This window comes from Photorhabdus sp. RM71S (assembly GCF_042879355.1).
Classification (GTDB): Bacteria; Pseudomonadota; Gammaproteobacteria; order Enterobacterales; family Enterobacteriaceae; genus Photorhabdus; species Photorhabdus kayaii.
On sequence record NZ_JBHFKV010000007.1, the window covers coordinates 39,510 to 66,499 of the forward strand.

At 38.1% G+C, this 26,990-nt stretch carries 21 protein-coding genes; 12 read left to right on the plus strand and 9 right to left on the minus strand.

Annotated elements, in window-relative coordinates; all coding sequences use genetic code 11:
* Positions 1-41: 41 nt before the first annotated feature.
* Positions 42-1,652 carry an ABC transporter substrate-binding protein gene (locus ACGF5R_RS05985; protein ID WP_387690089.1) on the minus strand — a complete coding sequence of 537 codons (1,611 nt, stop codon included), beginning with the start codon at positions 1,650-1,652 and terminating at the stop codon, positions 42-44.
* A 593-nt stretch (positions 1,653-2,245) separates the two neighbouring features.
* On the opposite strand from ACGF5R_RS05985, the gene ACGF5R_RS05990 reads away from it, so the two are divergent.
* Entirely contained in the window at positions 2,246-2,935 is a 690-nt protein-coding gene (locus tag ACGF5R_RS05990) for a hypothetical protein (protein ID WP_262980087.1), read from the plus strand.
* 41 nt (positions 2,936-2,976) lie between these two features.
* Here the strand turns inward: ACGF5R_RS05990 and ACGF5R_RS05995 are convergent, their stop codons facing one another.
* Positions 2,977-3,603, minus strand: a complete 627-nt coding sequence (locus ACGF5R_RS05995) for an RES family NAD+ phosphorylase (protein ID WP_387690091.1) — start codon at positions 3,601-3,603, stop codon at positions 2,977-2,979.
* 673 nt (positions 3,604-4,276) lie between these two features.
* Here ACGF5R_RS05995 and ACGF5R_RS06000 point away from each other — a divergent pair.
* From ACGF5R_RS06000 to ACGF5R_RS06025, 6 genes are all read left to right on the plus strand, one after another.
* Positions 4,277-5,530 (plus strand): beta-ketoacyl-[acyl-carrier-protein] synthase family protein, encoded by a 1,254-nt coding sequence (locus tag ACGF5R_RS06000; RefSeq protein WP_240000670.1) that lies wholly within the window; start codon positions 4,277-4,279, stop codon positions 5,528-5,530.
* A gap of 5 nt (positions 5,531-5,535) precedes the next feature.
* Positions 5,536-6,312: a hypothetical protein gene (locus ACGF5R_RS06005; protein ID WP_112875979.1), complete on the plus strand. Its 777-nt coding sequence runs from the start codon at positions 5,536-5,538 to the stop codon at positions 6,310-6,312.
* A gap of 12 nt (positions 6,313-6,324) precedes the next feature.
* Positions 6,325-6,570 (plus strand): acyl carrier protein, encoded by a 246-nt coding sequence (locus ACGF5R_RS06010; RefSeq protein ID WP_112875978.1) that lies wholly within the window; start codon positions 6,325-6,327, stop codon positions 6,568-6,570.
* Positions 6,571-6,622: 52 nt separating this feature from the next.
* Positions 6,623-7,183, plus strand: coding sequence for a hypothetical protein (locus tag ACGF5R_RS06015; protein ID WP_112875977.1), 561 nt, complete (start codon positions 6,623-6,625; stop codon positions 7,181-7,183).
* Between the two features lie 23 nt (positions 7,184-7,206).
* Positions 7,207-8,217, plus strand: a complete 1,011-nt coding sequence (locus tag ACGF5R_RS06020) for a hypothetical protein (RefSeq protein WP_387690093.1) — start codon at positions 7,207-7,209, stop codon at positions 8,215-8,217.
* 143 nt (positions 8,218-8,360) lie between these two features.
* Complete coding sequence (locus ACGF5R_RS06025) at positions 8,361-13,235, plus strand: RHS repeat domain-containing protein (protein ID WP_387690095.1); 4,875 nt, start codon at positions 8,361-8,363, stop codon at positions 13,233-13,235.
* A 54-nt stretch (positions 13,236-13,289) separates the two neighbouring features.
* Here the strand turns inward: ACGF5R_RS06025 and ACGF5R_RS06030 are convergent, their stop codons facing one another.
* A complete protein-coding gene (locus ACGF5R_RS06030; RefSeq protein WP_387690097.1) occupies positions 13,290-13,442 on the minus strand; it encodes a type II toxin-antitoxin system PemK/MazF family toxin in 153 nt (50 codons plus the stop codon).
* Between the two features lie 409 nt (positions 13,443-13,851).
* Between ACGF5R_RS06030 and ACGF5R_RS06035 the strand changes: the two genes are divergently transcribed.
* Positions 13,852-14,388: a hypothetical protein gene (locus tag ACGF5R_RS06035; RefSeq protein WP_112875972.1), complete on the plus strand. Its 537-nt coding sequence runs from the start codon at positions 13,852-13,854 to the stop codon at positions 14,386-14,388.
* Between the two features lie 403 nt (positions 14,389-14,791).
* Here the strand turns inward: ACGF5R_RS06035 and ACGF5R_RS06040 are convergent, their stop codons facing one another.
* Complete coding sequence (locus ACGF5R_RS06040) at positions 14,792-16,033, minus strand: MFS transporter (RefSeq protein WP_387690178.1); 1,242 nt, start codon at positions 16,031-16,033, stop codon at positions 14,792-14,794.
* Between the two features lie 192 nt (positions 16,034-16,225).
* On the opposite strand from ACGF5R_RS06040, the gene ACGF5R_RS06045 reads away from it, so the two are divergent.
* The 3 genes from ACGF5R_RS06045 (at position 16,226) to bioD (ending at position 19,584) form a co-directional block, all read left to right on the plus strand.
* Entirely contained in the window at positions 16,226-17,140 is a 915-nt protein-coding gene (locus ACGF5R_RS06045; protein ID WP_112875970.1) for a LysR family transcriptional regulator, read from the plus strand.
* 130 nt (positions 17,141-17,270) lie between these two features.
* Positions 17,271-18,482 carry an ROK family transcriptional regulator gene (locus ACGF5R_RS06050; protein WP_262980086.1) on the plus strand — a complete coding sequence of 404 codons (1,212 nt, stop codon included), beginning with the start codon at positions 17,271-17,273 and terminating at the stop codon, positions 18,480-18,482.
* Positions 18,483-18,906: 424 nt separating this feature from the next.
* The gene (gene bioD / locus ACGF5R_RS06055) at positions 18,907-19,584 is read left to right on the plus strand and encodes a dethiobiotin synthase (protein ID WP_112875968.1); all 678 of its coding nucleotides are present in this window, start codon (positions 18,907-18,909) and stop codon (positions 19,582-19,584) included.
* Between the two features lie 69 nt (positions 19,585-19,653).
* Here bioD and ACGF5R_RS06060 read toward each other — a convergent pair whose 3' ends face one another.
* The 5 genes from ACGF5R_RS06060 to stlA all read right to left on the minus strand — a co-directional run bounded on the left by ACGF5R_RS06060 (position 19,654) and on the right by stlA (position 24,859).
* Positions 19,654-21,051, minus strand: a complete 1,398-nt coding sequence (locus tag ACGF5R_RS06060; RefSeq protein ID WP_387690100.1) for a metallophosphoesterase — start codon at positions 21,049-21,051, stop codon at positions 19,654-19,656.
* 572 nt (positions 21,052-21,623) lie between these two features.
* Complete coding sequence (locus ACGF5R_RS06065; protein WP_162119937.1) at positions 21,624-21,896, minus strand: DUF1161 domain-containing protein; 273 nt, start codon at positions 21,894-21,896, stop codon at positions 21,624-21,626.
* A 21-nt stretch (positions 21,897-21,917) separates the two neighbouring features.
* Positions 21,918-22,280, minus strand: coding sequence for a DUF1283 family protein (locus ACGF5R_RS06070; RefSeq protein WP_112875965.1), 363 nt, complete (start codon positions 22,278-22,280; stop codon positions 21,918-21,920).
* A gap of 131 nt (positions 22,281-22,411) precedes the next feature.
* The gene (gene ydfG, locus ACGF5R_RS06075; protein ID WP_387690102.1) at positions 22,412-23,161 is read right to left on the minus strand and encodes a bifunctional NADP-dependent 3-hydroxy acid dehydrogenase/3-hydroxypropionate dehydrogenase YdfG; all 750 of its coding nucleotides are present in this window, start codon (positions 23,159-23,161) and stop codon (positions 22,412-22,414) included.
* Between the two features lie 99 nt (positions 23,162-23,260).
* Positions 23,261-24,859, minus strand: a complete 1,599-nt coding sequence (gene stlA, locus ACGF5R_RS06080; RefSeq protein ID WP_387690104.1) for a phenylalanine ammonia-lyase StlA — start codon at positions 24,857-24,859, stop codon at positions 23,261-23,263.
* A gap of 400 nt (positions 24,860-25,259) precedes the next feature.
* Here stlA and ACGF5R_RS06085 point away from each other — a divergent pair, with 400 nt between their 5' ends.
* Positions 25,260-26,963, plus strand: coding sequence for a glycosyl hydrolase family 18 protein (locus tag ACGF5R_RS06085; RefSeq protein ID WP_387690106.1), 1,704 nt, complete (start codon positions 25,260-25,262; stop codon positions 26,961-26,963).
* The last annotated feature ends 27 nt before the right edge of the window (positions 26,964-26,990 follow it).

Here is a 26,990-nt window from a genome sequence, read left to right on the forward strand (position 1 = left end):
AAAAACCGTAATCTTTATTTTAATCTTACAAACATCTCTTATTAATGCTTAATAACATAGAGATCTTTCGATGACATAAGACCAAGTGGGCTGATATAATATCCGCCAATATAAGGTTTTATTAATCTGGCGCTAACATAGTAATAAATAGGAATTGCTGGGACATCTTTTGTAAGAATATCTTGTGCTTGCTGGAAATATTCTATGTTGTTTGTTGCTTTGGCTTTACTGATCATTATATCATAAATATCATTATGATATAATGATGTATTATTAGAACTATTGGTGACATAATTATTTAAAAACGAAGCAGGATTATCGTAATCAGATATCCATGCGTATCTTACCAAATCAAAATTACCTTGATGCATGGTATCTAACATTGTTTTCCATTCTTGATTCTGTAAAACAGCATCCACGCCCAGATTTTTCTTCCACATTGAGGTGACGGCAATAGCAATCCTTTTATGATCCTCTGATGTATTGTAAAGAAGATTAAATTTCAATGGATTATTTCTGTTATAACCCGCTTCATTCAATAACTGCCGGGCTTTTTCAATTCTTTTTGCCAACGTCCATGATGCATAATCAGGCTGTTTTAAGTTCATTCCGCCTATATTTGGTGGAGTATTATTATAGGCTGGCTTTTGGCCTTGCCCTAAAACTTTATTTGTTATGATATCTTTGTCTAAAGCCAGATTTAATGCCTGTCTGACTCTAATATCGTTAAAAGGGGCTTTTTGGGTATTAAATTCGTAATAATAAACAGCTAATTTAGGTGAAATATGAACTTGATTACCTAACTTGGTTTTTAATGATTTAAATAAAACCGATGGAATACCCTTTGTAATATCTATTTCTCCTGCTAAATAACGGTTTACCACCGCTGTTTCTGATGTGACGTTAAGATAGGTGACTTTATTAATCACGGTGTGTTCATTATCCCAATATTGTGGATTCCTGATGCCAATCACCTTCTCATTGACGATCCATTCAGAGAGTTTGAATGGGCCACTACTGACAAATACATTTGGTTGAGTCCATTTTTCACCATACTTCTCAACCGCTTTTTGGCTGATAGGAACCATAACGGGGTGTGCTAGCATATTTAAAAAATAGGATAATGGTTGCTCTAATGTTACTTCTACCGTTAAATTATCCAATGCTTTTACGCCTAATTCAGCGACTTTTTTCTTACCAGCAAGAATATCTTTGGCATTTACTATATACATGTTTTCAATATAACTGCCATACGGGGACGCCATTTGAGGATCAATTAAACGTCTCCAACTAAAAACCACATCATGAGCGGTAATAGGTGAACCGTCAGACCATTTTATTCCTTCTCTTAGATGAAATACCCAGGTTTTATTATCGTTAGTTTCCCAACGGATAGCTAAATTAGGATTAAACTTACCATCATTTCCTATACTGATTAATCCACTAAAAAAGTCGTTTATAATATCAAACTCAACATCACTTTCAACTTTATGCACATCAAGAGAAGCAGGTTCTGAACCATTATGACGAACAATATTCTGGTTGGTTGCCAGTTGTGTACTGGGTGGAATAATTGCTGCATGAGCTAATGTCAAGCTTCCAAGCATAATTCCTGTAAATAAGGATATGTTTTTTATTGTTTTTTTCATCATGATTTCTCCAATAATAACGCATTTTTTTCAGGTTAATGTTGCAAGTTGTAACATCTGAAATCGGATCTAGGGTAAGTAATTCGACTGAACGTGAAGCCAAAAGTAATTATAGCTATACCCGTCATCTTTCAAGTTGCCTCTTTGTTGGCTGCGTTCGCTCACCCCGGTCACATAGTTACCTATGCTCCCGGGGATTCACTCCCTTGCCGTCGCGATGCATCTTGAAATCTATAGGGTATAAATATGTATTATTTCATTCCAGATGTCGTTGACTGATAATTTTATTTTTCTAATCACCCTGTTTAAAGAGTGATAAAAATAACCTTAATGACTTATTTTTATAAAAATCCATATGAACATTGTTAATTTTTTGATTAAAAAAATTTATTTAACGACAGTATTATCTGTTTCAGATATTAGTTGGTTTTTAACTTTTAAAATCGTGTTTTGTGAATGAATTCACAATTCGCTGATGAAGGTTGTTCTTGATACTAAGAGGAGAAATAGCACACGACACAGATGGATAAAGTTTGCATTGGTTAACGATTGAATGTATATTCTTTATGCTGTCAATCGTTAACTTGGGGTGCATTATGCAAACTGTATATAGGAAGACCAGACTCGGTAATAACGTAGCGGCACCTCATCATGAGTACGATGACGCTGATATAGCGGCTGATCGCCTTGTGAATATCATTAAGGAACTGGCTGATGGTATTCGCAGTAAGGGTAAGGTTAACATCAAGCGTCAGCTAGCGTTGCCGGATAATCAGTTTCTGATGAATATGTTGTTTTTGGCGATACCCGCACGGGCGCTTGCTGAACTGACGCCGGAGAAGAAGAGGTTACTCAATCGTGTGCGTAGCCGTGCGCGCTTTTTTGACAACGTGCGTGAAAATGGTGGTGTGTTAAATTCTGCTGAGGTAGCGAGTTTGCTCGGTGTCAGTAAAGTAACAGTTAAAAAGAAAAAGGACACAGGTAAATTACTGGCCTTGGAATACGATGGTGAGTTTATTTATCCGGCTTTTCAGTTCACCGATGATGAAAGCAAAGGCGAAAAAGGTGTGCTCAAGGGGGTGACGGAGATCTTGTTTCATCTTAATCACTTTAGCGGTGTGATGCAGTACGGATTTTTCGTGCAGAAACGTAATGTACTGGATCACCGTTTACCAGAAGGTCAAGAGTTCACTGTTATTGATTTGCTGAGAGATGGTGTTTCGGATGACAAGCTTCAACAGATAATCCGTTTAGCCAAGTTATTTGGCACTCAAGATGCTGCATAGTAAAAAGAGAGGGAACGGGCACACGCCGGCTCCCTCTTTTATCATATTACGGGAATATCCAGGTCGTTCACCAGGATATCCTCGGCAATTTCTCCTTCATACTCAAATTCCCTGAGCACCTTGAGTTCCTCGGTGCGTATCACGCTTTTGCCAGAAGGATCGTCATGCCAGAGCACGATGCAGGGTTCAAGCGTGACGTTAGACATGTAGGTCAGTCCATCCGCGTGCGGTGATAGCTTTGCCGCGAGTTGTTGTGTGATCCGGTAGTCTGTGCCGGTTAGTTGATGGGCGGTGATATGCATTTTCGGCGCAAGCCGGGTAATGTCTACAATACGTAGATCTTTCTCTATCACCAATGTAGCCATATGGTACCCATCCAGTTCCCGGTCTGTAATAGCTGGCAGACGTTGAAACACCTCCTTCATCGATGTTCTTGGAGAACTGGCAAGATATAAATTGCCATTTATGCCGTTCGTTAACCCGTATCGGGTATGTCCTCCATCTCGGTTAAAGAATACTCCATTGCCTCCGTGTTTACCCTCTTGTAGCCGGTAAAAAACTGTGCCGGCTGAGATGATAATGATACTTTGCGTAATTTTATCGACGGTGAGGGTATCGAACTGCTGCTTTATCACTGAGTCAGGGCTTGCCTCAGATTTTGTTACCACTGAACACTCCTGTATCCTTGCCTGTTTCAGCCATATGTTGTCTCCGGTGTTATTACATTAACTGGACAATGAAGACTTATAATGCTGTGTATTTATCCAGTTGTGGGTAGTATATTACAAACAAGGGGGCAGGGTATATGTTTTGATGCAGATTTGATGCAGAGAAAGATTGGGCAATGTACCTCAGTACTTATTCACAGGGATGATGTGAAATATTTACTATTTCTCTTTTCTTTAATCACATTGTTAGATTGTTAATATAATCATTGAATTCATATGTTATGAAATAAACAACTGTGCAATAATTAAAGTCATTATTTATATTTTGTTTTTATACAATGATGTGCTTTATTAAACAGAATAATGAGTTAATGGTAAATAAATTTTTAGGATTTACCATGATAATACAGTCTAATATGGTGTAATCAATTATTTTGTAGGCTGAATATAATGATATTAAAATAATAATATATTTGTTTATGGATATTTATCATCGGTTTTATTACATGGGTAAAATAATCTATCAGTTAGTTTTATGTAATTCACAAATAACGATTATATTAGCCAGGAGTATTGAAAATACTTATTTATGATTATGGTGATATGTCTTCATTAGCCTATTTTATAGCTATAAAAATTGACATTATCAATCCATGTATAAATGGTAATCAATATGCAGAGAACTCAAAGAGTTGTTATTACAGGTATGGGCGCCGTAACACCAATTGGTGAAGATATTGAATCATGTTGGCAAAGTATTATCGAGAAACAACATCAATTTCGCAGAATTGAATTTCCTGACTCATTCATTAATTCACGTTTCTTTTCTTTCCTTGCACCCAATCCATCACGTTATCAGTTATTACCAAAAAAGTTGACTCATATGCTTTCTGACTGCGGAAAAATGGCGTTGAAAGCGACTTATCAAGCTTTTACCCAAGCATTTGGTGTGAACGTATCACCTGTTGAATATTACGATAAATACGAATGTGGGATCATACTTGGCAGTGGCTGGGGAGCTGTCGATAATGCCGGAGATCATGCCTGCCAGTATGAGGAAGTTAAATTAGCTCATCCCATGAGTAATCTTATCACCATGCCAAGTTCCATGACGGCGGCGTGTTCTATCATGTATGGACTACGTGGTTATCAGAATACCATTATGGCTGCTTGCGCAACGGGTACAATGGCGATAGGTGATGCCTTTGAAATTATTCGCTCAGGGCGGGCAAAATGTATGATTGCCGGGGCCGCTGAATCACTTACTCGAGAATGTAATATTTGGAGTATTGATGTACTGAATGCATTGTCGAAAGAGCAAACGGACCCCAATCTTGCATGTTGTCCATTTAGTCTTGATCGCTCTGGATTTGTATTGGCCGAAGGAGCGGCGGTGGTTTGTCTGGAAGATTATGATTCGGCCGTCGCGCGTGGGGCAACAATTCTGGCGGAAATCAAAGGTTACGCTCAATATTCAGATGCCGCTAATTTAACCCGGCCGACAGAAGATATTGAACCTAAAATATTATCGATAACCAAAGCCATCGAGCAGGCGCAGATTTCGCTGGAAGATATTGACTATATTAATGCTCATGGTACTTCTACACCGTTAAATGATCTTTATGAAACTCAGGCAATTAAAGCAGCACTAGGCCAATATGCTTATCAGGTACCTATATCAAGCACAAAATCTTATACCGGTCATCTTATTGCTGCCGCCGGTAGTTTCGAAACTATTGTCTGTGTAAAGGCATTAACTGAAAATTGCTTGCCAGCAACATTGAATTTACATCGGGCTGATCCAGATTGCGACCTTAATTATTTACCTAATCAACATTGCTACACCGCTCAACCAGAAGTGGCGCTTAATATCAGTGCAGGTTTTGGGGGACATAACGCTGCGTTGGTTATCTCTAAGATAAGGTAACTGATATGTTGATTTTTGAAATGGAAGATATTGAACATTGGTCGAATTTCTCTGGGGATTTTAATCCTATCCATTATTCGGCGAAAAGTGGATTTTTACACAATATGCAGCAGTACCCCGTGCAGGGAATGTTGAGTCTGCTTTATGTCAGGCAACAGTTCTCTCAATTAACCTCCGCTTTTACATCTAGAATACTGAATATTGATACGTCATTCCGTCAATATGTTTATACTGCATTGCCACATCAGTTGAGAATTGATACTAAAAGCAAAACGTTTAAATTGGAAAATCCGTGCAGAAAAAGTGCGTTATCTGGCAATACCAGGGTAGAAAATACAATGGAGTCAATTGAAAATTGGATTGTTCAAGATAACTGCCAGAAATTGACGATAACAAGGAAAGGAGTTTGTGAAAAATATGCTGTCTTTAGACATTATTTCCCCAGTGTCACATCTATTGGATGGTTTCTGGATGCGCTTGCTTTTCATCTTGTTATTAATTCGACAAGTTTTCTTGATTTTGAACACTACCATTTTAACCAGTTACAGGATTATCTGAATCGATCTTTTACTTTGCATACCGGACAAGCGATTAAGATCAGGGAGGACATTGTTAATAGTACAATATTACTATCTTCTCCGGATGTCTGTGTTGAATTAAATCCTCCTTTATTGATTAAGAATGGCCCTAAAGATTATATCCGTATTTTTTATTATCGATGTTTATATGATAAAAACCCTATTTTTGTATCAAAGATTTCAATTATCTCTAAGATGAAATAAAAGGAAAGCGAAATGCCAACACAAAGTGATATCTTTACTGCAATAAAAAATAGAATATTAATGATGAAGGATATAGAAGAGGAAGAGATAACACCAGAATCTTATTTTATTTCACTTAAATTTGACAGCCTTGACTATGTGGAAATTCAAGTGTTTGTATTGGAAACGTATGGCATTATGCTTAAAGCTGAACTTTTTTCAGATCATTCTATTTCAACATTAGATGATCTTACTGGTTATGTAAAATCAAAACTGTAAGCTGAGTTTTGATTTAATGCTGTTTTTTCACCATTAATATTAAGAGGTTATAATGAACATTCTAGAGCAAGGTAAGGTTGCTGCTTTATATTCAGCATATTCGGAAACAGAAGGTTCTTCGTGGGTTGGAAATTTGTGCTGTTTCTCAATTGATCGAGAACATTTACCTATTATCGTGAATGGGCGTCGTTTCTTGATTGAATTTGTTATTCCAGAACATTTACTTGATAAAACTATTAAACCAAGAATATTCGAATTGGATATCAATAAACAGTTTTTACTGCGTCGAGACCATCGTGAGATAAATATTTATCTTTTAGGTGAAGGCAATTTTATGGATAGGACGACGACAGACAGAAAATTATTCGAATTAAATGAAGATGGTTCACTATTTATTAAGACATTACGCCATGCGATTGGTAAATATGTTTCTATCAATCCTTCAACCACGCAGTTTATCTTTTTTGCACAAGGGAAATACAGCGAATTTATCATGAACGCCTTGAAGGAATTTGAAGATGATTTATCAAAACGTTATCGTGTAAGAATTATTCCTGAATTGCAAGGGCCATATTATGGCTTTGAACTTGATATTCTTTCTATTATAGCTTAATTCACAATATTATGGAGAGTGTGATGGAAAAGAAAATAACAACATTTACCATTGAAAAAACTGATGACAATTTTTATGCTAATGGGCGTCATCAATGTATGGTAAAAATCTCTGTACTTAAACAAGAATATAAGAATGGTGATTGGGTAAAATTAGCACTTAGTAATGCTGAAAAAAGATCGATTCAGGTGGCTGCATTGAGTGATAGCCTCATATATGACCAATTAAAAATGCCTTCAGGATGGACAACGACAGATGCGAGAAATAAATATGATCTTGGGTTATTAAATGGTGTTTATAGTGCTGATATTTTTACTGAGGAGCCGGTAATAAATCATGCGGGAGATTGCTGTACAAATGAAAACTATCAGAACAGTGTGAAGAGTGTTCCTGAAATTATCTATTGTTATGTTAGTAGTAATAGGACAAGTACAGAATACCTAATGGCAAAAATGACATTCGAAGATACGAATGGGAAGCGCACACTAACAACGAATATGTCGGTTGGTGATGAAGTTTTTGACAGCAAGATTTTATTAAAAGCCATTGCTCCTTATGCAATTAATGCAAATCAATTGCATGAAAGTACCAATATATTGTTTGATAAAACAGAAGAACCAACGAAATCGGATACCCATCATCAAACAATTAACCTTTATCGCTGGACATTGCCATATCATTTGAGGATTCTTGAAGGGAATGACAGGACTGTTAATAATATATATGTCCTTGGTAAAAATTCATCAGATGATAGATTCTTGACAAGAGCAAGAGTATTTAAACGAGGAACTTCATATGTAAATGCTAGGAATGATATGAGTGGAGGATGTGTTATGGACTACTCTTATGATGTAACTGTTCCTGACACACAGCTTGCTGCTGAGGTACTCCATGTAACAGGATGTTCATGGACGACCGGTTATTTCGATGGAGATTATGATGTCACAATCATTGATAACTACGGTTGCCAGCATAAATTTAGAATATCCTCGGTTAATATTGGACGTGCGCTAAGCATAGCGAGAATAAGTTGATTTTCCTTAGTAAAAAATCTTTATCTATGCTGGTAATCGCATGTGCGTTTACCAGCAATTAAGATGTTCTATTATTGTATATAAAAGAATAGCTAAATGGATATTTAATTTGGCTGTGATATTAATCAAACGGGAACTTTAAAATGAAAGTTAACGATATATATTCCAATGCTTTTAATTTTGGATCTTATATTAATACCGGTGTCGATCCCAGAACAGGTCAATATAGCGCAAATATCAATATTATCACGTTGAGACCAAATAATGTCGGTAATATTGAACAGGTACTTAATTTATCATTCTCGCCATTAACAACATTAAATAATGGGTTTGGTATTGGCTGGCGATTTTCATTAACAATGTTAGATGTAAAAACACTTACATTTAGCCGAGCTAATGGAGAACAATTTAAATGTAAGCCATTGCCACCTAATAATAATGATATTAGCTTTAAAGATAAAAAATTAAAAGATTTGCGTGTCTATAAACTCGATAGCAATACCTTTTATGTTTATAACAAAAATGGCATTATAGAAACACTTAAACGAATTGGATCGAGTGACATTGCGAAAACGATTGCACTTGAATTTCCAGATGGTGAAGCATTTGATTTAATTTATAATTCAAGGTTTGCATTATCCGAAATAAAATACCGTGTGACGGGTAAAACTTATCTTAAACTCAATTACTCTGGAAATAATTGTACATCAGTTGAATACCCAGATGATAATAATATCTCTGCGAAAATCGCATTCGATTATCGCAATGATTATCTCATTACTGTGACTGTACCTTATGATGCTTCTGGTCCTATTGATTCTGCCAGATTTAAGATGACCTATCAGACATTAAAAGGAATATTTCCAGTTATTAGCGCTTTTCGTACGCCAACCGGTTATGTTGAGCTGGTGAGTTATAAAGAGAATGGGCATAAAGTGACGGACACGGAATCTATTCCTTATGCTTCTGCGCTGACTATTCAACCTGGTAATGGGCAGCCTGCGATCAGCAAATCCTATGAATATAGCTCAGTGCATAATTTCTTGGGCTATTCTTCTGGCCGAACAAGCTTTGATTCCAGTCAAGATAATTTGTATCTGGTTACAGGGAAATATACCTATTCATCCATTGAACGTGTTTTAAACGGTCAAAATGTTATTTCAATAACAGAACGAGTGTTTGATAAATTTCATTTAATGACCAAAGAAGCAAAAACACAAGATAATAAGAGAATCACAACAGAAATTACTTACAATGAAGATCCGTCAAAAAGCTTTTCCGAACAACCAGAAAATTTACAACAACCCTCTCATGTGTTAACGCGTTACACAGACTTACAAACCAATACTTCACGAGAAGAGAGTGTTAATATTAAAAGCGATGATTGGGGAAATACTCTACTTATTACTGATACCAGTGGGATACAGAAAGAATACGTTTATTATCCGGTGAATGGTGAGGGTAATAATTGTCCTGCTGATCCCTTGGGCTTTTCCCGGTTTTTAAAATCAGTTACGCAAAAAGGATCGCCTGATGCTGCTCAAAGTGTCGCGAATAGGGTGACTCACTACACATATCAAAAACTGCCCACTTTTACCGGCGCTTATGTTAAGGAATATGTCAGTAAAGCCTCAGAGACGATAGACAGTAAAATAGTCAGGACCTTTAACTATGTTAATTCACCGACAAACAAATCTCATGGTTCATTAGCAAAAATAACGTCGGTGATGAATAACCAACAAACGGTTACCACGTTTAAATATGAATATTCAGATAGTGAGATGACCACAAACTCTACGGTGACGGGTTTTGATGGTGCATATATGGAATCGAAAAATGTGACCTCCATTTATACACATCGGCAACTCCGTAAAGTTGATGTAAACCATGTCATTACAGACCAGTCTTATGATCTTTCCGGCCGAATTATAGGACAAATTATTGACCCTGGTACGACAAAAGAAATTAAACGTAGTTATATATATCAATATCCTGGTGGTGACGAAAATGATTTTTGGCCGGTGATGATAGAAATTGATTCTCAAGGCATCAGACGTAAAACCCATTACGATGGAATGGGACGTATTTGTTCGATTGAAGAACAAGATGATGATGGTATTTGGGGCACATCGGGGATTTATCAAGGCACATATCGAAACGTTCTTGCCAGACAATATGATGTTTTGGGGCAATTGGTCAAAGAGATTTCAAATGATTGGTTATGGGATTTATCTGCTAATCCTTTGACTCGCTTGACGACTCCTTTAGTGACAACGAAAACCTATCAATATGATGGTTGGGGAAACCGTTACAGCACTGAATACAGTGATGGTCGGATAGAGCTGGAAATCCATGACCCTATTACGAGGACAATTACTCAAGGGGTCAAAGGGTTGGGAATGTTAAATATTCAGCAAAATAACTTTGAACAGCCTGCTTCAATTAAAGTTGTGTATCCTGATGGTGCGATATATAGCACTCGTACCTATCGTTATGATGGATTTGGTCGTACGGTGACTGAAACAGATACGGAAGGTTACGCTACCCAAATTGAGTACGATCTATTTGATCGTATAGTGAAAAAAACGTTGCCAGACAGAACAATATTAGAATCCGCTTATGCAAGCTTTAGCCATGAAGAATTAATTTCTGCACTGAACGTGAATGGAACACAATTGGGTTCATTAGCTTATGATGGTCTTGGGCGGGTAATCAGCGATATGGTGGGTGGTCGCAAAACGGAATATTTATATGGACCTCAAGGTGACAAACCTATTCAGTCTGTCACGCCTGCGCATAATAAACAAAACATCGATTATCTTTACTCTCTCGGTAGTGTGATGTCCAAATTTACCACAGAGACCAGCCAACAAAACTTTCATTACTATCAGAAAACGGGGGCATTATTATCTGCGACAGAAGGCGTATCCCAGAGCAGTTACAGTTATTTTCCATCGGGTGTATTACAGCACGAATCATTTTCTCGGGATAATAAACCGATTTCATCGGGCGATTACCGTTATACGATGTCTGGTTTGATTCAACGTCATAAAGATAGTTTTGGTCATGATCATGTTTATAGTTACGATGCCCAAGGAAGATTAGTTAAAACAGAACAGAGTTCGCAATACGCTATATTTGAATATGACAATGTTGGACGGCTAATAACAACGACGACAAAAGACACAACGTCATTATCCCAATTAGTCACAAAAATTGAATACGATGCTTTTGATCGAGAGATAAAACGCTCGCTAATTAGTGACTTCTCAATACAAGTCATTACCTTAAGCTATACAAAGAATAATCAAATCAGTCAACGTATCACCTCCGTCGATGGGGTGGTTATGAAAAATGAACGTTATCAATATGATAGTAATCAGCGCTTAAGCCAGTACCAATGCGAGGGAGAACAATCTCCGGTTGATCATACTGGTCGAGTGTTAAATCAGCAAATTTACCATTATGACCAATGGGGTAATATCAAACGGCTTGATAATACATATCGAGATGGTAAAGAAACAGTGGATTATCATTTCAGTCAAGCCGATCCAACCCAACTTATTCGTATTATCAGCGATAAACAGCAAATAGAGTTAAGTTATGACGCTAACGGTAATTTAACTCGCGACGAGAAAGGGCAAACGCTCATTTACGATCAGAATAATCGCCTGGTACAGGTCAAAGACCGGTTGGGTAATCTGGTGTGCAACTACCAGTATGATGCATTGAACAAATTAACCGCACAGGTTTTGGTGAATGGTACTGTTAATCGACAGCATTATGCTTCCGGTAAAGTGACGAATGTTCAATTGGGTGATGAAACCATTACCTGGTTGAACAGCGATAAGCAACGGCTTGGTCATCAGAGTACCAAGAATGGCCAGTCCGTCTATTATCAATATGGCACTGACCATAATAGTACGGTTATAGCCAGTCAGAACGAAAACGAGTTGATGGCTTTATCCTACACACCTTATGGCTTTAGGAGTTTAATTTCTTCATTACCGGGTTTGAATGGAGCGCAGGTCGATCCAGTAACAGGCTGGTATTTCTTAGGTAACGGATATCGTGTTTTCAATCCGGTTCTCATGAGATTTCATAGTCCCGACAGTTGGAGCCCCTTTGGCCGGGGAGGGATTAATCCCTACACTTATTGCCAGGGCGATCCCATAAATCGGATTGATCTGAACGGTCATCTTAGTGCTGGAGGAATATTAGGCATTGTGCTGGGGGCAATTGGTATCATTGTTGGGATTGTGTCACTGGGGGCTGGCGCGGCAATTAGTGCGGGTCTCATTGCTGCGGGGGGAGCTATGGGGGCGATTGCTTCTACCAGTGCGTTTGCAGTTACTGCGACCGTCATTGGATTAGCTGCTGATTCGATAGGGATTGCGTCAGTAGCATTATCGGAAAAAGATCCGAAAACAGCCGGGATATTAAATTGGATTAGTACCGGGTTTGGGATTTTAAGCTTTGGCATCAGTGCAATAACCTTTACCTCTTCGCTGATAAAATCGGCACGGAGTGGTTCTCAGTCAATCAGCGCGGGTGTTATCGGGTCAGTACCTATTGAATTTGGTGAAGTTGCTAGCCGTTCCAGCAGACGATGGGATATTGCGTTATCTTCGATATCGTTGGGTGCAAATGCGGTGTCACTCTCTACGGGGATAGCGGCGGCTGCGGTTGCAGACAGTAATGCGAATGCAGCTAATATTCTGGGATGGGTATCCTTTGGTTTTGGTGCAGTATCGACAACCTCAGGGATAATTGAGCTTACGCGCACAGCTTATGCAGTGAATCATCAAATTTGGGAACTGAGTTCATCAGCAGGTACTTCGGAGGGAAGTGAAGCCTATACATTGTCTCGTTTCACGCCACTGGAACCAGAAGCAGTGAATGTTAACCCACCTCGGGCGGTTGAGGTTAATCAAACGTTTCGAAATAGTACCGGGAATCTGTTTAGCCAATCATCCATTGAAACCCGTAATGTGTTGCGACGTCGTTTGACAATATAAAGATTCTGCGAGCTGAACAAAATAATAACTATGGGGCGACGTGTATGTCGCCTTTTATAAGAGTGGCGCATCAATTAATGTTGAAGTCATGGGTAAAATGGTAATACTGGGATGCTCATCAAAGTTGTCAGATTGGATAACCAGTGCAGGACGGGGCTTACCATAAGCCTCTTGTAGAGCAACTGTTATCAAGTCTCCCCGTTTCACTCCCAGTCTCCTGAATCAGCAAGTTCGTTAATTGCATCTGCTAATAGTACATCTTCTCCCAATGTGGGCAGAGGTATAAGGCGAAAAGCCCAAAAGGTTTTAAGATATTAATCCAGTGTATTTTCGTTACTCTATTTCCTGTTTATTTCCATATGGGAATAATCTTACTGTATATTATTTTAATATTGATATCAGTCCTGATAATAATTTTTCAGCAGGTGAATATTTTGCACTTACCCTAAATAAATTTCGGTATTTTCTTATTTTTTCTAGCAGTGTGATGAATGTGAAGTAATTTTGACCGTGGAATATTAGCGGTAATCCACTTATAGCATTATACTGTAAAAAAGAGATAATAAACAAGGTTGGGGCTATTGAGCCAAGTAAATCAATTAAAAGATGAGGCACAATGATGACTAATATTTATGTAAACAAATATGCTCCAAATGGTATCGTGATGAAATTCCCATTGACACCCGATAGAAAAATAGAGAAGTGGAATGCGGAGAATTTGAATTTTCGCATTTTTACGCCGGGATTTATATGGTTGGATGGCCGAAATACCTCAGAGTTTCGCAACTTATTTTGTTATCCAAATATTTCAAATCTCTATCTTGCATTCACGTTTAACGCGCAGTTTTTCACGCCAAAAAATGCTGTGGCTGAAATGTCAAGAGAGAAACCAACTCAAGATTGGTTTTTCAATAATGGGGAATACGTTGAAAACGGTTTTGATAATTTTGGCATATATTCCGATGATACAGGGGCTGGAGAATACAGCGTAAATTTCATTGATCCATGTTGTTATTTTATAAAAAATGGGGAATTGAGTTATAGTGGTAAGAGCGCTGTCTTTCCAAATCTTGCTCTTCTTGTAAAGAGTAAAGTTAGTTCAAATTTTTTAGCAAATTTAATTTCTACAGATTTTAACGTTATTATTAATTAGCTTCATGCTGTGTAGCTTTGTTGCGTAAATGATGCTGAGGGGGCTGGTGGGTGTTTCAGATATGCTGTGGTTACATGATCTGTTCTCTTTGGCGTCAGATTTATCACCTTGATTGAAACCCTCTCTCGGATGGCAGACTTATGTCAACACACCCAAAAGAGGATTAATTTAATATATTAAATTCATATGCCGGTTTTATTTTCTCTGTAGTAAAACCTTCAAATCTGGAATTACCCATAATTAACGCTGACTTATATATTAATTAATTTTTTTGTTGAGCAATAATATTATCACACTTTTTAATATCACCGCAAAAAACATATTAATTTTCAATAAATCAGAAAGTGAAGGACATTACCTGATGGATAAAAAACGCCAAATAATAAAAAATTCTGGTCTTCTATTATTTTGCCTCTGGAAGTTTGGCGAGTTTAAACCCTAAAAGTAGAGCTAAAAGGATAAGAATGGCAATAAATAAAACAACACCATGCCAACCTAATTGGAGCCAAAATATACCGCCCAAAGTACCAGCCACACTTGAACCAAAGTAATAACAAAACAGATAAAGGGAAGACGCTTGTGCTTTGGCCCAGCGAGCACGGCGTCCGACCCAACTGCTGGCAACAGCATGTGCAGCAAAGAAACCGAAAGTGAGGACTATCATCCCAATAATAATCATCACCACAGATGATAATAAGGTAATAAGCGTACCGATTAGCATCATAGTTATCATCGCGATCAGCCCTTTTCCGAGTCCATATTGGTGGGTTAATGTGCCTACTTTGGATGCGCCGTATGTTCCTGCCAGATAGACAATAGATAACATACCGACAATTGACTGATTGAAATGATAGGGCGAATCCAATAAACGATAACTTATATAATTAAATAGGGTAATAAAGCCGCCCATGAGTAAAAAGGCTTCAGAAAACAGTAATGGCAATCCTTTATCACGAAAATGTAATTTCAGATTGATTAATAAAGACTTAGGTTTGAGAGAACTTGGCCTAAAATGGCGCGATTCAGGTAACATACGCCAAAACATCATTGCCGCAATTAATGCTAATAAACCTAATACGATGACAGAAACCCGCCATGAGAAATAATCGGTGATAACACCTGATATTAATCGCCCGCTCATGCCACCAATAGCATTACCACTAACATAAAGTCCCATTGATAAAGCAATAAAGTTAGGGTGGATTTCCTCACTAAGATAAGTCATTGCAACGGCGGCTACGCCACTGAGAGACAAACCAACCAGAGCGCGTACAACCAAAATTCCATGCCAACTGGTGATAAATGCACTGAGTAAAGTGAAAAGTGCGGCGGCAAATAGCGCTGTTACCATCACATTTTTACGGCCAATAGCATCAGACAGAGGACCGGTGATTAATAAGCCCAATGCCAACATTCCGGTTGAAAGGGATAAAGATAAACTACTGGTAGCAGGAGAAACACCAAAATCATCCGACAGCATGGGTAAGATTGGTTGAACGAAATAGAGTAGGGCAAATGCAGCTAACCCCACGGTGAAGAGTGACAACGTCACTCTAATATACAGAGGATCGTCTTTCTGAATGTGACTTTTCTTATTTTGAACATGTTGGACAAGATGATTACCGGGAGTCAAATTTTCACCGATACTACTACTATTATTACTAGGGCTGGTATTACTAAGGCTGGTATTACTACTAGGGCTGGCGCTCACATAATTTCCTTACTTAACTCATTAGCTAACTTATACTTTTATGAAGATCAAGCATATGAATTGCAAAATATTTTGTCTAATATATTAATCATTAACAATAATATGTATTAGATCTCAAAGGTGATTATGGCTATCGAGTTACGGCATTTACGCTACTTTATTGCAGTGGCAGAGGAATTACATTTTGGTCGTGCGGCAGAACGGCTTAATATTTCACAGCCGCCATTAAGCCAACAGATTCAATCACTTGAAAATAGTATAAATGCGCGGTTGTTAGAACGTAATAACCGGAATGTGAGCTTGACGCCGGCAGGTAACATGTTTCTGAAAGAAGCTTATCTGATCCTGGCTCAGGTTGATGCTGCTGCAACAAAAGCAGCAAGAATGCAAAAAGGGGAATTAGGCGAAATATCTATCGGTTTCACCTCTACGATACCTTTTATGAATAAGGTCACTCTGAGTTTACGGCAATTTCGGGAACGTTACCCGGAAGTCGCTATTCATATGCATCAGATGAATACTAAACAGCAGATTGCGCCATTACTGACGGGACGGATCGACGTTGGTATCATGCGTAATACCCAATTACCCGATAACCTTGAGTATCGGCTATTATTTCGGGAACCTTTTATGCTTGCTGTTTATGATGGACATCCTTTGTTGGAATATGCTCCACAGGGAATAAATCTCGAAATGTTGTCGGGCTATCCGATGGTGTTTTTTGAGCGCGAAGTGGGGACTGCTTTGTATGATGAAATCATCACATTACTTGCTCAAGCAGGCGTGACGCCGATGATTTCACAGGAAGCAGGCGAAGCGATGACCATTCTTGGGCTGGTTTCTGCTGGATTAGGTGTCAGTGTTGTGACTGAATCTTTTACCCGCATGAAAGTGGATGGTGTCCAGTATATTCCATTAGCTGATAACCACTCTTATTCTGAGGTCTGGTTGGTAAATCACAAAAACCGGCCAATATCGGCCGCCGCAGACAGGCTGATAAACCTACTTATATCTAATATTTTGAATGGAAAAAATAAGTAGAAATAAGCTAAATTTCGTGCTGAATATCACATATTTATTGAAAGAATCATACTTTTTGCCTAAAACCTCGACATAATCAGCCAACAATTATTTTGAAACGTGAAGTAATTAGAGCGTAAAAGGGTAAATAATGGATGGACAACCAGGGCATATTGATCAGATAAAACAGATTAATATTGGTACTGTTTATCGGTTAATTGATCAATATGGTCCAATTTCCCGTATTGAGCTATCCAAAAAAGCTCAACTAGCTCCAGCCAGTATTACTAAAATTGTCCGTGAATTGGTCGATGCACACTTAGTCATGGAAACGGAATTTTTGGATTTAGGATTTAGAGGGCGCCCGGCGACTGGACTGAAGCTTGATTCTGAAAGTTGGCATTTCCTGTGTGTTAGTATTAACTTGGGAAGTTTAATATTGGGACTGCGTGATTTAAGTAGCAAGTTAATTGTTGAAGATGTTTTACCATTACCGGCCAACAAGGAAAAATCCTTTTTAGATAGCATTATTGATGAGATTGATGCATTTTTTGGTCGCTATCAATCTCGTCTTGAGCGTCTGACGGCAATTAGCATGACGGTAAATGCGATTGTTGATCCGACCCAAGGTTTAATCCACAATTTCCCTTATTACCAGGTTCAGGAATTACCAATAGGAGAATATCTGCATCGTCGCACCGGATTACCGGTATTTCTTCAACATGAAATAACTGCCTGGACGATAGCTGAATCACTATATGGCACAGCAAAAAATTGTCAGAATGTTATCCAAATGGTCATTGATGAACATGTTGGTGTTGGCGTGATTATTGCGGGGCAAACATTGCATGCTGGCAACCGTGGTGTCATGGAGGTAGGGCATATTCAGGCTGAACCTGATGGTGAACGCTGTTATTGTGGGAATGTTGGGTGTCTGGAAACGGTTGTAGGTATCAGTCATATTTTATCCAGAGCAAAACGGCAGTTGGCAATGGTACCCGATTCTTTACTAAATGGTGAACCACTGACCGTTGAGTCATTCTGTCAGGCGGTTAATAACGGTGATACTTTGGCAGTAGATATTATTCGTGATATCGGAGTAAAAATTGGGCATATTATCGCAATGATGGTCAATTTATTTAACCCAGAAAAAATTTTGATGGGTTCTCCTCTTAATGCTTCACAACAAGTTTTGTATCCGGTGATTAGTGAATGTATTCAACAACACGCTTTGCCTGCCTATAGTAAACAGATTGAATTGGTTGCAACAAAATTCAATAATTCAGGTACATTATCCACGGTAGTATCAGTTAAAAAAGCTTTATATGATGGTTCATTATTGATCAGTTTAATGAAAGGATAATATACTTGATAGAAGTTCTCTGGTTGTAATATTAACTTTATACCCGTCATCTTTCAAGTTGCCTCTTTGTTGGCTGCATTCACTCACCCCGGTCACATAGTTCGCTATGCTCTCGGGGATTCGCTCCCTTGCCGTCGCGATGCATATTGAAATCCATAGAATATATATATACCCTTCATCTTTCAAGCTGCTGCTTTGTTGGCTGCTTTCACTCACCCCAGTCACATAGTTATCTATGCTCCTGGGGATTCGTTCACTTGCCGCCTCGCTGCAACTCGAAATCTATTAGGTATAAATTTTTTCACTAAATTGGCGTAGCAATTAAACAAAACATTGAGCTAACGCAATCTCCCTTATAGTCGCATCCTCTAGACTTAAGCGCTCATTAACCGGGTTCTATCTGTCATTATGGAAAACAGAATTTATGTTAACGCGCCTATTTGTTACGGGGACAGATACCAACATAGGTAAAACAATTGTTACCCGTGCATTATTACAAGCTTTTAATCGTGATGGAGCAACGGCAGTAGGGTATAAACCTATAGCCACAGAAGGGTATGAAACAGAAGAAGGTATGCGTAATCGAGATGGTGTGATTCTACAAAAATCTTCTCCCGTTCCGCTTAAATATGAAGAAATTAATCCAGTTATCTGGAAAAACAGGTATTATGAAGGTAATCAGGTTGATTTCGAACAGATGAAAAAAGGATTAAATAATCTTAGTAATAAAGCAGATCGCGTTATTATTGAAGGTAACGGTGGCTGGCGTGTATTACTGGATGATGAAACTTTTTATTTTGATTGGGTGATTCGGGAAAAAATCCCTGTCATTTTAGTTGTTGGTATTCAGCCTGGCTGTGTAAATCACTCAATTTTAACCGCGCAGGCAATAATAAATGATGGATTGCAATTAGTAGGATGGGTAGCTAACAGAATTAATCCTGGTTTATCGCACTATACGAAAGTGATGGATAGGTTACGCCGTCATATTAATGCGCCACAGTTAGGTGAAATTCCGTATATTTTACGTCCTGAAGAGAAAGATTTATCCTGCTATCTGGATATTGCTAATACATATAAATATCCTAATTGCGAACTGTAGTCGATTAACAAAAAACCTCACTGGCGAAAAAGTGAGGTTTATCATTACATTAATAAATAGATTTGCTCTCTATTTACCACAAACACTCGTCATTTTTTTAACAAACTTGGGAATACCGTCTATTCCATTATATGCAGATATTTCCATGCATTTTTTGTTAACATTAATGATAAAGAAATCACCTTGAAATAGTGCGCCACTGTCATAGACTCTTGCGCTTCCAAATACATAGGAGGTGTATTCTCTAAGGTAATGTGAATGCCCAACAAAAGCGGCCATAACATTGTACTGTTCAATCAATGATCTAAATCGCTCTTTTTCAGCGGAACTGCTGTTATCGATAAAATGGTCATACCCATCGTGAAAGTTTAAAACTACTGCTTTTCCTCTTGTTTGAGCAGATTTGAGATCGCTTTCCAACCAATCAAGGGATTTTGTAATATAAACGGTTGGGCTGATATAGTGGTCCAAATTGACACTATAGGTAGGATAGTTTTGCAATTGAACATAATGAATATCACCGAAATCCCATGAATAAGATAAACTGCCTTTCCATGCTTTATTGTCATAGTCATAGGAGAAATTATTCAATTTTTTACTATAACCACTTATTCTCTCTGCCATATCAAATACAGCGGATCTGGCGCAGGCATTACGACTGAAATCAAAGCCTTCGGGGTAAGTACAATCATTAACATTATTTGCATAATCATGATTTCCTAATCCCATAAATAGCGGGAATTTGATTTTTGATGTATATATCTCCTCAAGGCTTCTTCTGGTGCTAGCGCGTCCAAATTCGGTAAGATCACCATTAACGATGCCAAAAGCAAGATGATTGCGTTCATAAATATTATTGATACTGTTTGCTACTTTTCTATTTAATTCTTCCCACGGTTTTTTGTCGGCATTAGGATCGCCTTGTTCAGGATCTAAACGCCACGGCTGAGGATCTGACATCACGGCAATTTTATAATTGCTGTCTATGCTTTTTTCAGTGAGATAAATATCAATCTGTATGCCTAAAGAAGATGAGCTTTTAACTGTTTTCTCAAGTTTATAATTAGTTGATGCCTCGGAGAGATGGATATTGTGGTTCTGAACACCCCAATATGAAAGGTTCCAGTGAACATTTAGCTTATCTTCACCATTGGGTAAACGATAAATAATTTTGCCCTCGGTGCCACTAAAAATCTTACCTTTTGAGGCAAATGAATCGTGACTATATGCGGATATTGATGACGACGGTCTTTCAATCCAACTCCCCCAAAGTAAGTCTGTTTTTTCAGCTACTAATGAATGTGATGTATTATTATGCAAATAAATTTTTACATATTGCGCATTGCTGTTGCCATTAAAATTCTGGGCTTCTGTTTGATTTCCTGGGACAGCGCTACATCCTGATATGGCTAATGCTATAAAAAACACCACGACAAAGCGAATTTTCTTAGTGATAAGATCACCCATAACGTTTCCTATTTTAAATTTTCAATATGATGATATTCAGAAAATATTTATATTCCAAAACGTTATAATGTTAGATTTAATTATTTAAATTGTCAGTTTTAAAAAAGCTAATGGTTTATACCCTATGGATTTCAAGATGGATCGCGGCGGCAAGGGAGCGAATCCCCGGGAGCATAGGTAACTATGTGACCGGGGTGAGCGAGTGCAGCCAACAAAGAGGCAACTTGAAAGATGACGGGTATATATAGGAAACTATATTAAGGCTATCATTCAGGTCAGCTTATCAAGGGGCATTATTCGTGTGTTGTTCACATAGAGATATACCCAATGGATTTCAAGATGCATCGCGACGGCAAGGGAGCGAATCCCTGGGAGCATAGATAACTATGTGACCGGGGTGAGCGAATGCAGCCAACAAAGAGGTAACTTGAAAGATAACGGGTATAACGTGAAAAGGGGCCGAAGGCGTATAGCCTCGACCTCTATTCATCTCATCATTCATCAACGGTAAAATATTGGCGTAATATTTTCTCTGAACTTTGTGTATCTTCCTTCAGAAAGATAATGCGGGTTTATTTGGAGGTCAGATGAGCTTGAGATTGGCTTCCTTGCCGGGTATACACAATCTTTTTGGCATTATTTTCACAATGCCCAACGATTTTACCACCGGCTTGTTCAATGTGGTCATTAGCAACAATTTCCAATGTAAAGCCAGATTCCGGCACACCATTATTGATAATTTTCTGCGCAATTTGCTCTTTCACGCTTTCGCATGAAGCTTGTGCAGCAAGTGCGAATGGGGATAGGGTAAAGATCAATGCGCTAAATAAAAGCGCTTTCTTCATCTTCATTGTCATCACCTTATATTACGGTCTGATGGGCATACCTGTATTGCTGTCTAAACAACGTTCGGTATTGGGTTCCCAATAAGCATTGATATTGGTACTTTTCATACATGCATCACGAGCATCAATGGCTTTATCGAACTTGTCGAACTCTTTCTCAGCACGTTTATTAACTTTAGTGCGAAGATTCTTTGTTTCATCCCATTGTTCTTTACTTTGGCGGGCGGCTTCTTTATCGAGCACAGAATCTCCGCTGCCATTCACTGTGACGCAGGTACTTCCGGCAGTACAAGTTGCCGCCAATGCCGGCGTTTGCCATAACAATGGTATTGCCAGAGCGATAGCTGGCATTGCTTTTAATATCAAAGAATTACAAATATTCATCTTTTATCCTCTTGAATCCTCTTGAGAGTAGAGTAAGTGGGGCCAATTTAGATAGCACAATAAGAAACTATCAGATAGATAAATTATAAGATAGCATTAAGATGTTCAACAAATTATCAAGAAGAGTGTCATTATTCATTTCTGTGTACACTAAGCCCGGCAAATGACTGGCAAACTGGCATCATTTCTAATGTATTAATGTTGACATGAGCAGGTAAATTAGCGACCCAAAAAACAGCTTCAGTGACATCTTCGGCGGTTAATGCCTGCGTGCCATCGTAGGTTTTATTCACTTTATCATTGTCGCCTTTAAAACGTACTAAAGAAAACTCAGTTCCACTAACTAAACCGGGTTCTATATCAGTCACTCGGATATTTTTTCCCTGCAAATCTGCTCGTAAGCCCAAACTAAACTGTTTGACGAAGGCTTTAGTTGCGCCATAAACATTTCCACCGGAATATGGCCAACTTGCAGCGGTAGAACCGATATTAATAATATGCCCATGATTTCTTTCTACCATTTTAGGCAGTAGAGCACGGGTCATATTGACGAGCCCTTTGACATTGGTATCAATCATTATTTCCCAATCATCCAGATTAGCCAGATGAGCGGGTTCTAATCCAAGCGCTAAACCGGCATTATTGACTAAAATATCGATATGGCGGAGTGATTCTGGTAATTGTTCTACAACCTGATTGATAGCGGCCCGATCAGTGACATCAAGTTGAACAAAGTAAAAGTTATCACCCAGTTCAGCTTTTAATTTTTCTAACCGCTCTTTACGGCGTCCAGTCGCAATAACTTTAGAACCGTTTTGTATGAATTTTCTGGCAATTGATTCACCAAAACCTGAAGTTGCTCCTGTCACAAAAACGATCATACAAAACCCCTTGTTTACTCGTACTGTTTCTGTCATCAGTAAATGGGGTTCTGTATTTTTAGTCAAGAGATGATTGAAAAACTTTCAGTGATTTTCTTTTTATTCTTCAAGAATGATTTCTGGCAGAGGAAGTTGATCATTAATAATTGCATCTGCAATGCGGATTATATCTTCGTCCAATGCACGATCAGTGATCAAAGGAGGACTGATTTCGCGTACTGCATGGTAAAATTTAGCGGTTTCAGGCGCAATTTCACTAATATTGCCGCGAAGATGAATGGCCTGACAAACTACCAGAATTGTCATTGAAACAATATTACGTAATTTCTGCTCCATCTCTAAAACATCTTGAGCAGCATGCAGTCCTAAACTGACAATATCTTGATTGTATTGTTCTGTGGCGAGGGTATGAATACCTGATGCAGAACAATCATGGCGAATTGCAGCAACTAAAGCGGTTTGAGAAAGTTGGACGCCTTTAAAACCTTGATACATGCCGGGTGTCGGACTAAGTGAATTGGGTAATCCACGAGAGAAACGGTTATCCATCATAAGAGCCACAATGGCGTGAAGATGATTGGCAATTAAAGCAATATCCAGTTTTAATGCATCCATTGTTCGGGCGACATATTGCCCCATAAAATTCCCACCGTGTAGAACATCGCCATTTTCTGGATCTATCAATGGATTATCATTAGCTGAGATAACTTCCCGTTCCAATATTTCCCGAGCGGTAGCTAAAGATTCTGGCACTATACCTAATATTTGTGGTGCACAACGAATTGAATAAACTTCCTGTAAGGTATCATTTAGTCGGGTAACTTCTTGATGACGACAAGCTTTATTGGCTTGTTCTTTAATCCCAGATAATAAATTAACTTGAGTTGAACCTGCCAATAAATCACGCAATGCACTTGCCACCGCTTTTTGACCAGGATGATTTTTTACTTGTTGAATTCGGGCATCATAATGTTCATGAGATGCAAGTAATGCTTCAACAGCAAGGGCAATCGCAGAGATTGAGGCTTTAAATAGTTTTTCCAGTTTAATGACGGTAATTGCACTGATACCGGACATTACCCGTGTGCCGTTAATTAGAGCAAGACCTTCTTTTGCTTTTAACGATAATGGTGTCAATCCTGCGCGTTTAATTGCTTCAGCAGCGTCAATTTCTGCGCCCATATAATAAACTTTGCCGATACCACATAATGCGCGTGCAATATAAGATAAAGGGATTAAATCACCGCTTGCACCCACTGAGCCATAGCGAGGAACCAGAGGAACAATGTCATGATTAATATGATCAACAATTGTTTGAGCGACAATTGGTCTGGTTGCAGACCAACCTTTGCAAACAGAAAGTAACATAGTAAATTGTGACGCTTTAATACAAGGTTTGGACATATAGTCGCCAGTGCCAGCAGAAAGAAAAGTTAACAGATTTTTCTGATGCTCTGAGATCTTCTCAAATGGCACAACTAAATTGGCATTCCCTCCAAATCCTGTATTGATTCCATATATAACCTCTCCTGAATTTAATTTTTCCTCTAATTTTTCACGACCATGCGTCAAAAGCTCAGTGATCTCCGTTGATATTCCTACTTTTTTTTGTTTTATCGCAATGTCATAGATATCTTCCAAAGAGATAAGGCCATTTTTATTAATAATAATGGTTGGCTGAACATCTTTAGCTTTCATTTTAATCTCCATATATAAGGATGGTAATAATATTTTGAAGAAACGAACACCCTAAGGATACAAATCAGTATAGATATAAAATATAAAAAATAGTCAGCTTGAAATAAAATTAAAATAAATGGTTCGTAAAAATTAATTTACAAGTTTAATTGAGAAGTCAATTGTAATAATGACAATTAATATATTTGCAATTTGCAATAATTTGTTTTTACCGTTTGATAATAAATGGTTGGTAATATAAATTACGTTGACATAAATTTGAGTTGACCATTAACAATCAAACAAATAACAATTATTTGTTTTCCTAAGAATACAAACTAGAATGTAATTATGTTACCACGCAAGTAAAGCAATTGGAGTGTTCATCGAAAAATAAATTGATATCTAGTCGAGGTGATTTATGTCAAAAATAATCCAGACAGATTTTCTTAGTGAACAGTCTTATCAGATAGATAATTTCAATCCATCAACTGAAACGATAAATTTTAGTTACACATCGGGAAGAGCCGCATTACCAGTCTATAATAAGTATGATACCCGAAATAAACCTAAAGTTTTTGGTTATTATACAGATTGGTCGCAATATGACGGTAGATTACAAGGAAATCAAGATCCCATTCGTCGAGGTAGAGGAATAGATTTACAGCACCTTTTAGATAATCCTTTTGCTTATGATAAATTAGTTATTGGTTTCTGTGGAATATTAGGTGATGAGGGCGAAAAAAAGCAGCAAATTAAAGAGCAAGCGCCATTATTTGCCCGCACCAATAATGGAGAAGTGACATTCACAGATGCTTGGGGAGATTGCCAATCTTATCAGAATTGTACTTATTCTGGTTGGCAAGATATCCAAATGCCAAGGGATTTTGATCAATCTAAAAGTATGGGCGTATTAGGTGGATTGGCTAAAGTTCAACAAGCAGCAAAAGCTCAAGGCCACGATCTTATTATGTCATTTAGTGTTGGTGGTTGGACCATGAGTAATGGCTTTTATAATATGGTCAGAGACGAAACACTAAAATCCTATTTCTGTTCGAGTTTAGTTGATATATTCCAACGTTTCCCTATGTTTACCGAAATTGATATTGATTGGGAGTATCCGGGCGTTGCTGGAAATGAAGGTAACATGTATGCGCCAGACGATGGCGATTATTATGTTAGTTTAATTAAAGATTTAACTGCTGCTTTTAAAGAAGCAGGGCGTTCAGATATAAAAATAAGTATCGCTTGTTCGGCGGTACCAGAGAAAATGGAAAAATCAAAAATACCTGAATTACTGCAAATTGGACTATATGGTATTAACGTTATGACCTATGATTTCTTTGGTACTCCGTGGGCTGAAAAGTTGTTACATCACACGAATCTCCGTAATTATCTTGGTGGTGAGAATAGTGTAGAAAAGGCGGTTGAATATTTATTGAGTCTTGGTGTACCTGCATCTGCCATCAATATTGGTTACACCGGCTATTCACGCAATGCCAGAAATACGGTTATTGATAGTTATTCTCCATTATCCGGCAGTTATGATCCTGGTTATGTCCCGAAAAAAGAACCGAAGATTACAACAACCGGTTCGTTTGAATCAGGAACCACAGAATGGTACGACACGATATATAATTATCTGGATTTGGAAGAAAAGAGGGGAAGAAATAATTTTGACTTATATACCGATGAAATAGCAGAAGCGGATTATCTCTATAATAAGGATAGTCAGTTGTTTATTTCTCTTGATACCCCGCGTTCGGTTAAATCTAAAGCGCAATATGTACTAGAAAAGAATCTGGGAGGAATATTTACATGGACTGCAGATCAAGACCGAGGTTTATTAGTCAATGCGGCTAGAGAAGGTCTTGGTTGTGAATTAATTACGAAAAAGATAGATATGGAACCATTCTATTTCAAGGGTATTAATGTTGAACCGGTTGATCCAGTTAATCCAGATGACGGGAGTGATTACCCTGTTTGGGATGCAAATAAGGTGTATCAGGCCGGTGATAGAGTGAGTTGGAACAATCAAAATTGGGAAGCTAAATGGTGGAATAGAGGTACCGTGCCAGACGGTGGAGGGGCATCTGATACTTATCCTTGGGTAAAGATTGCATAATTAATTAAACCAAGCCACCAGTATTAT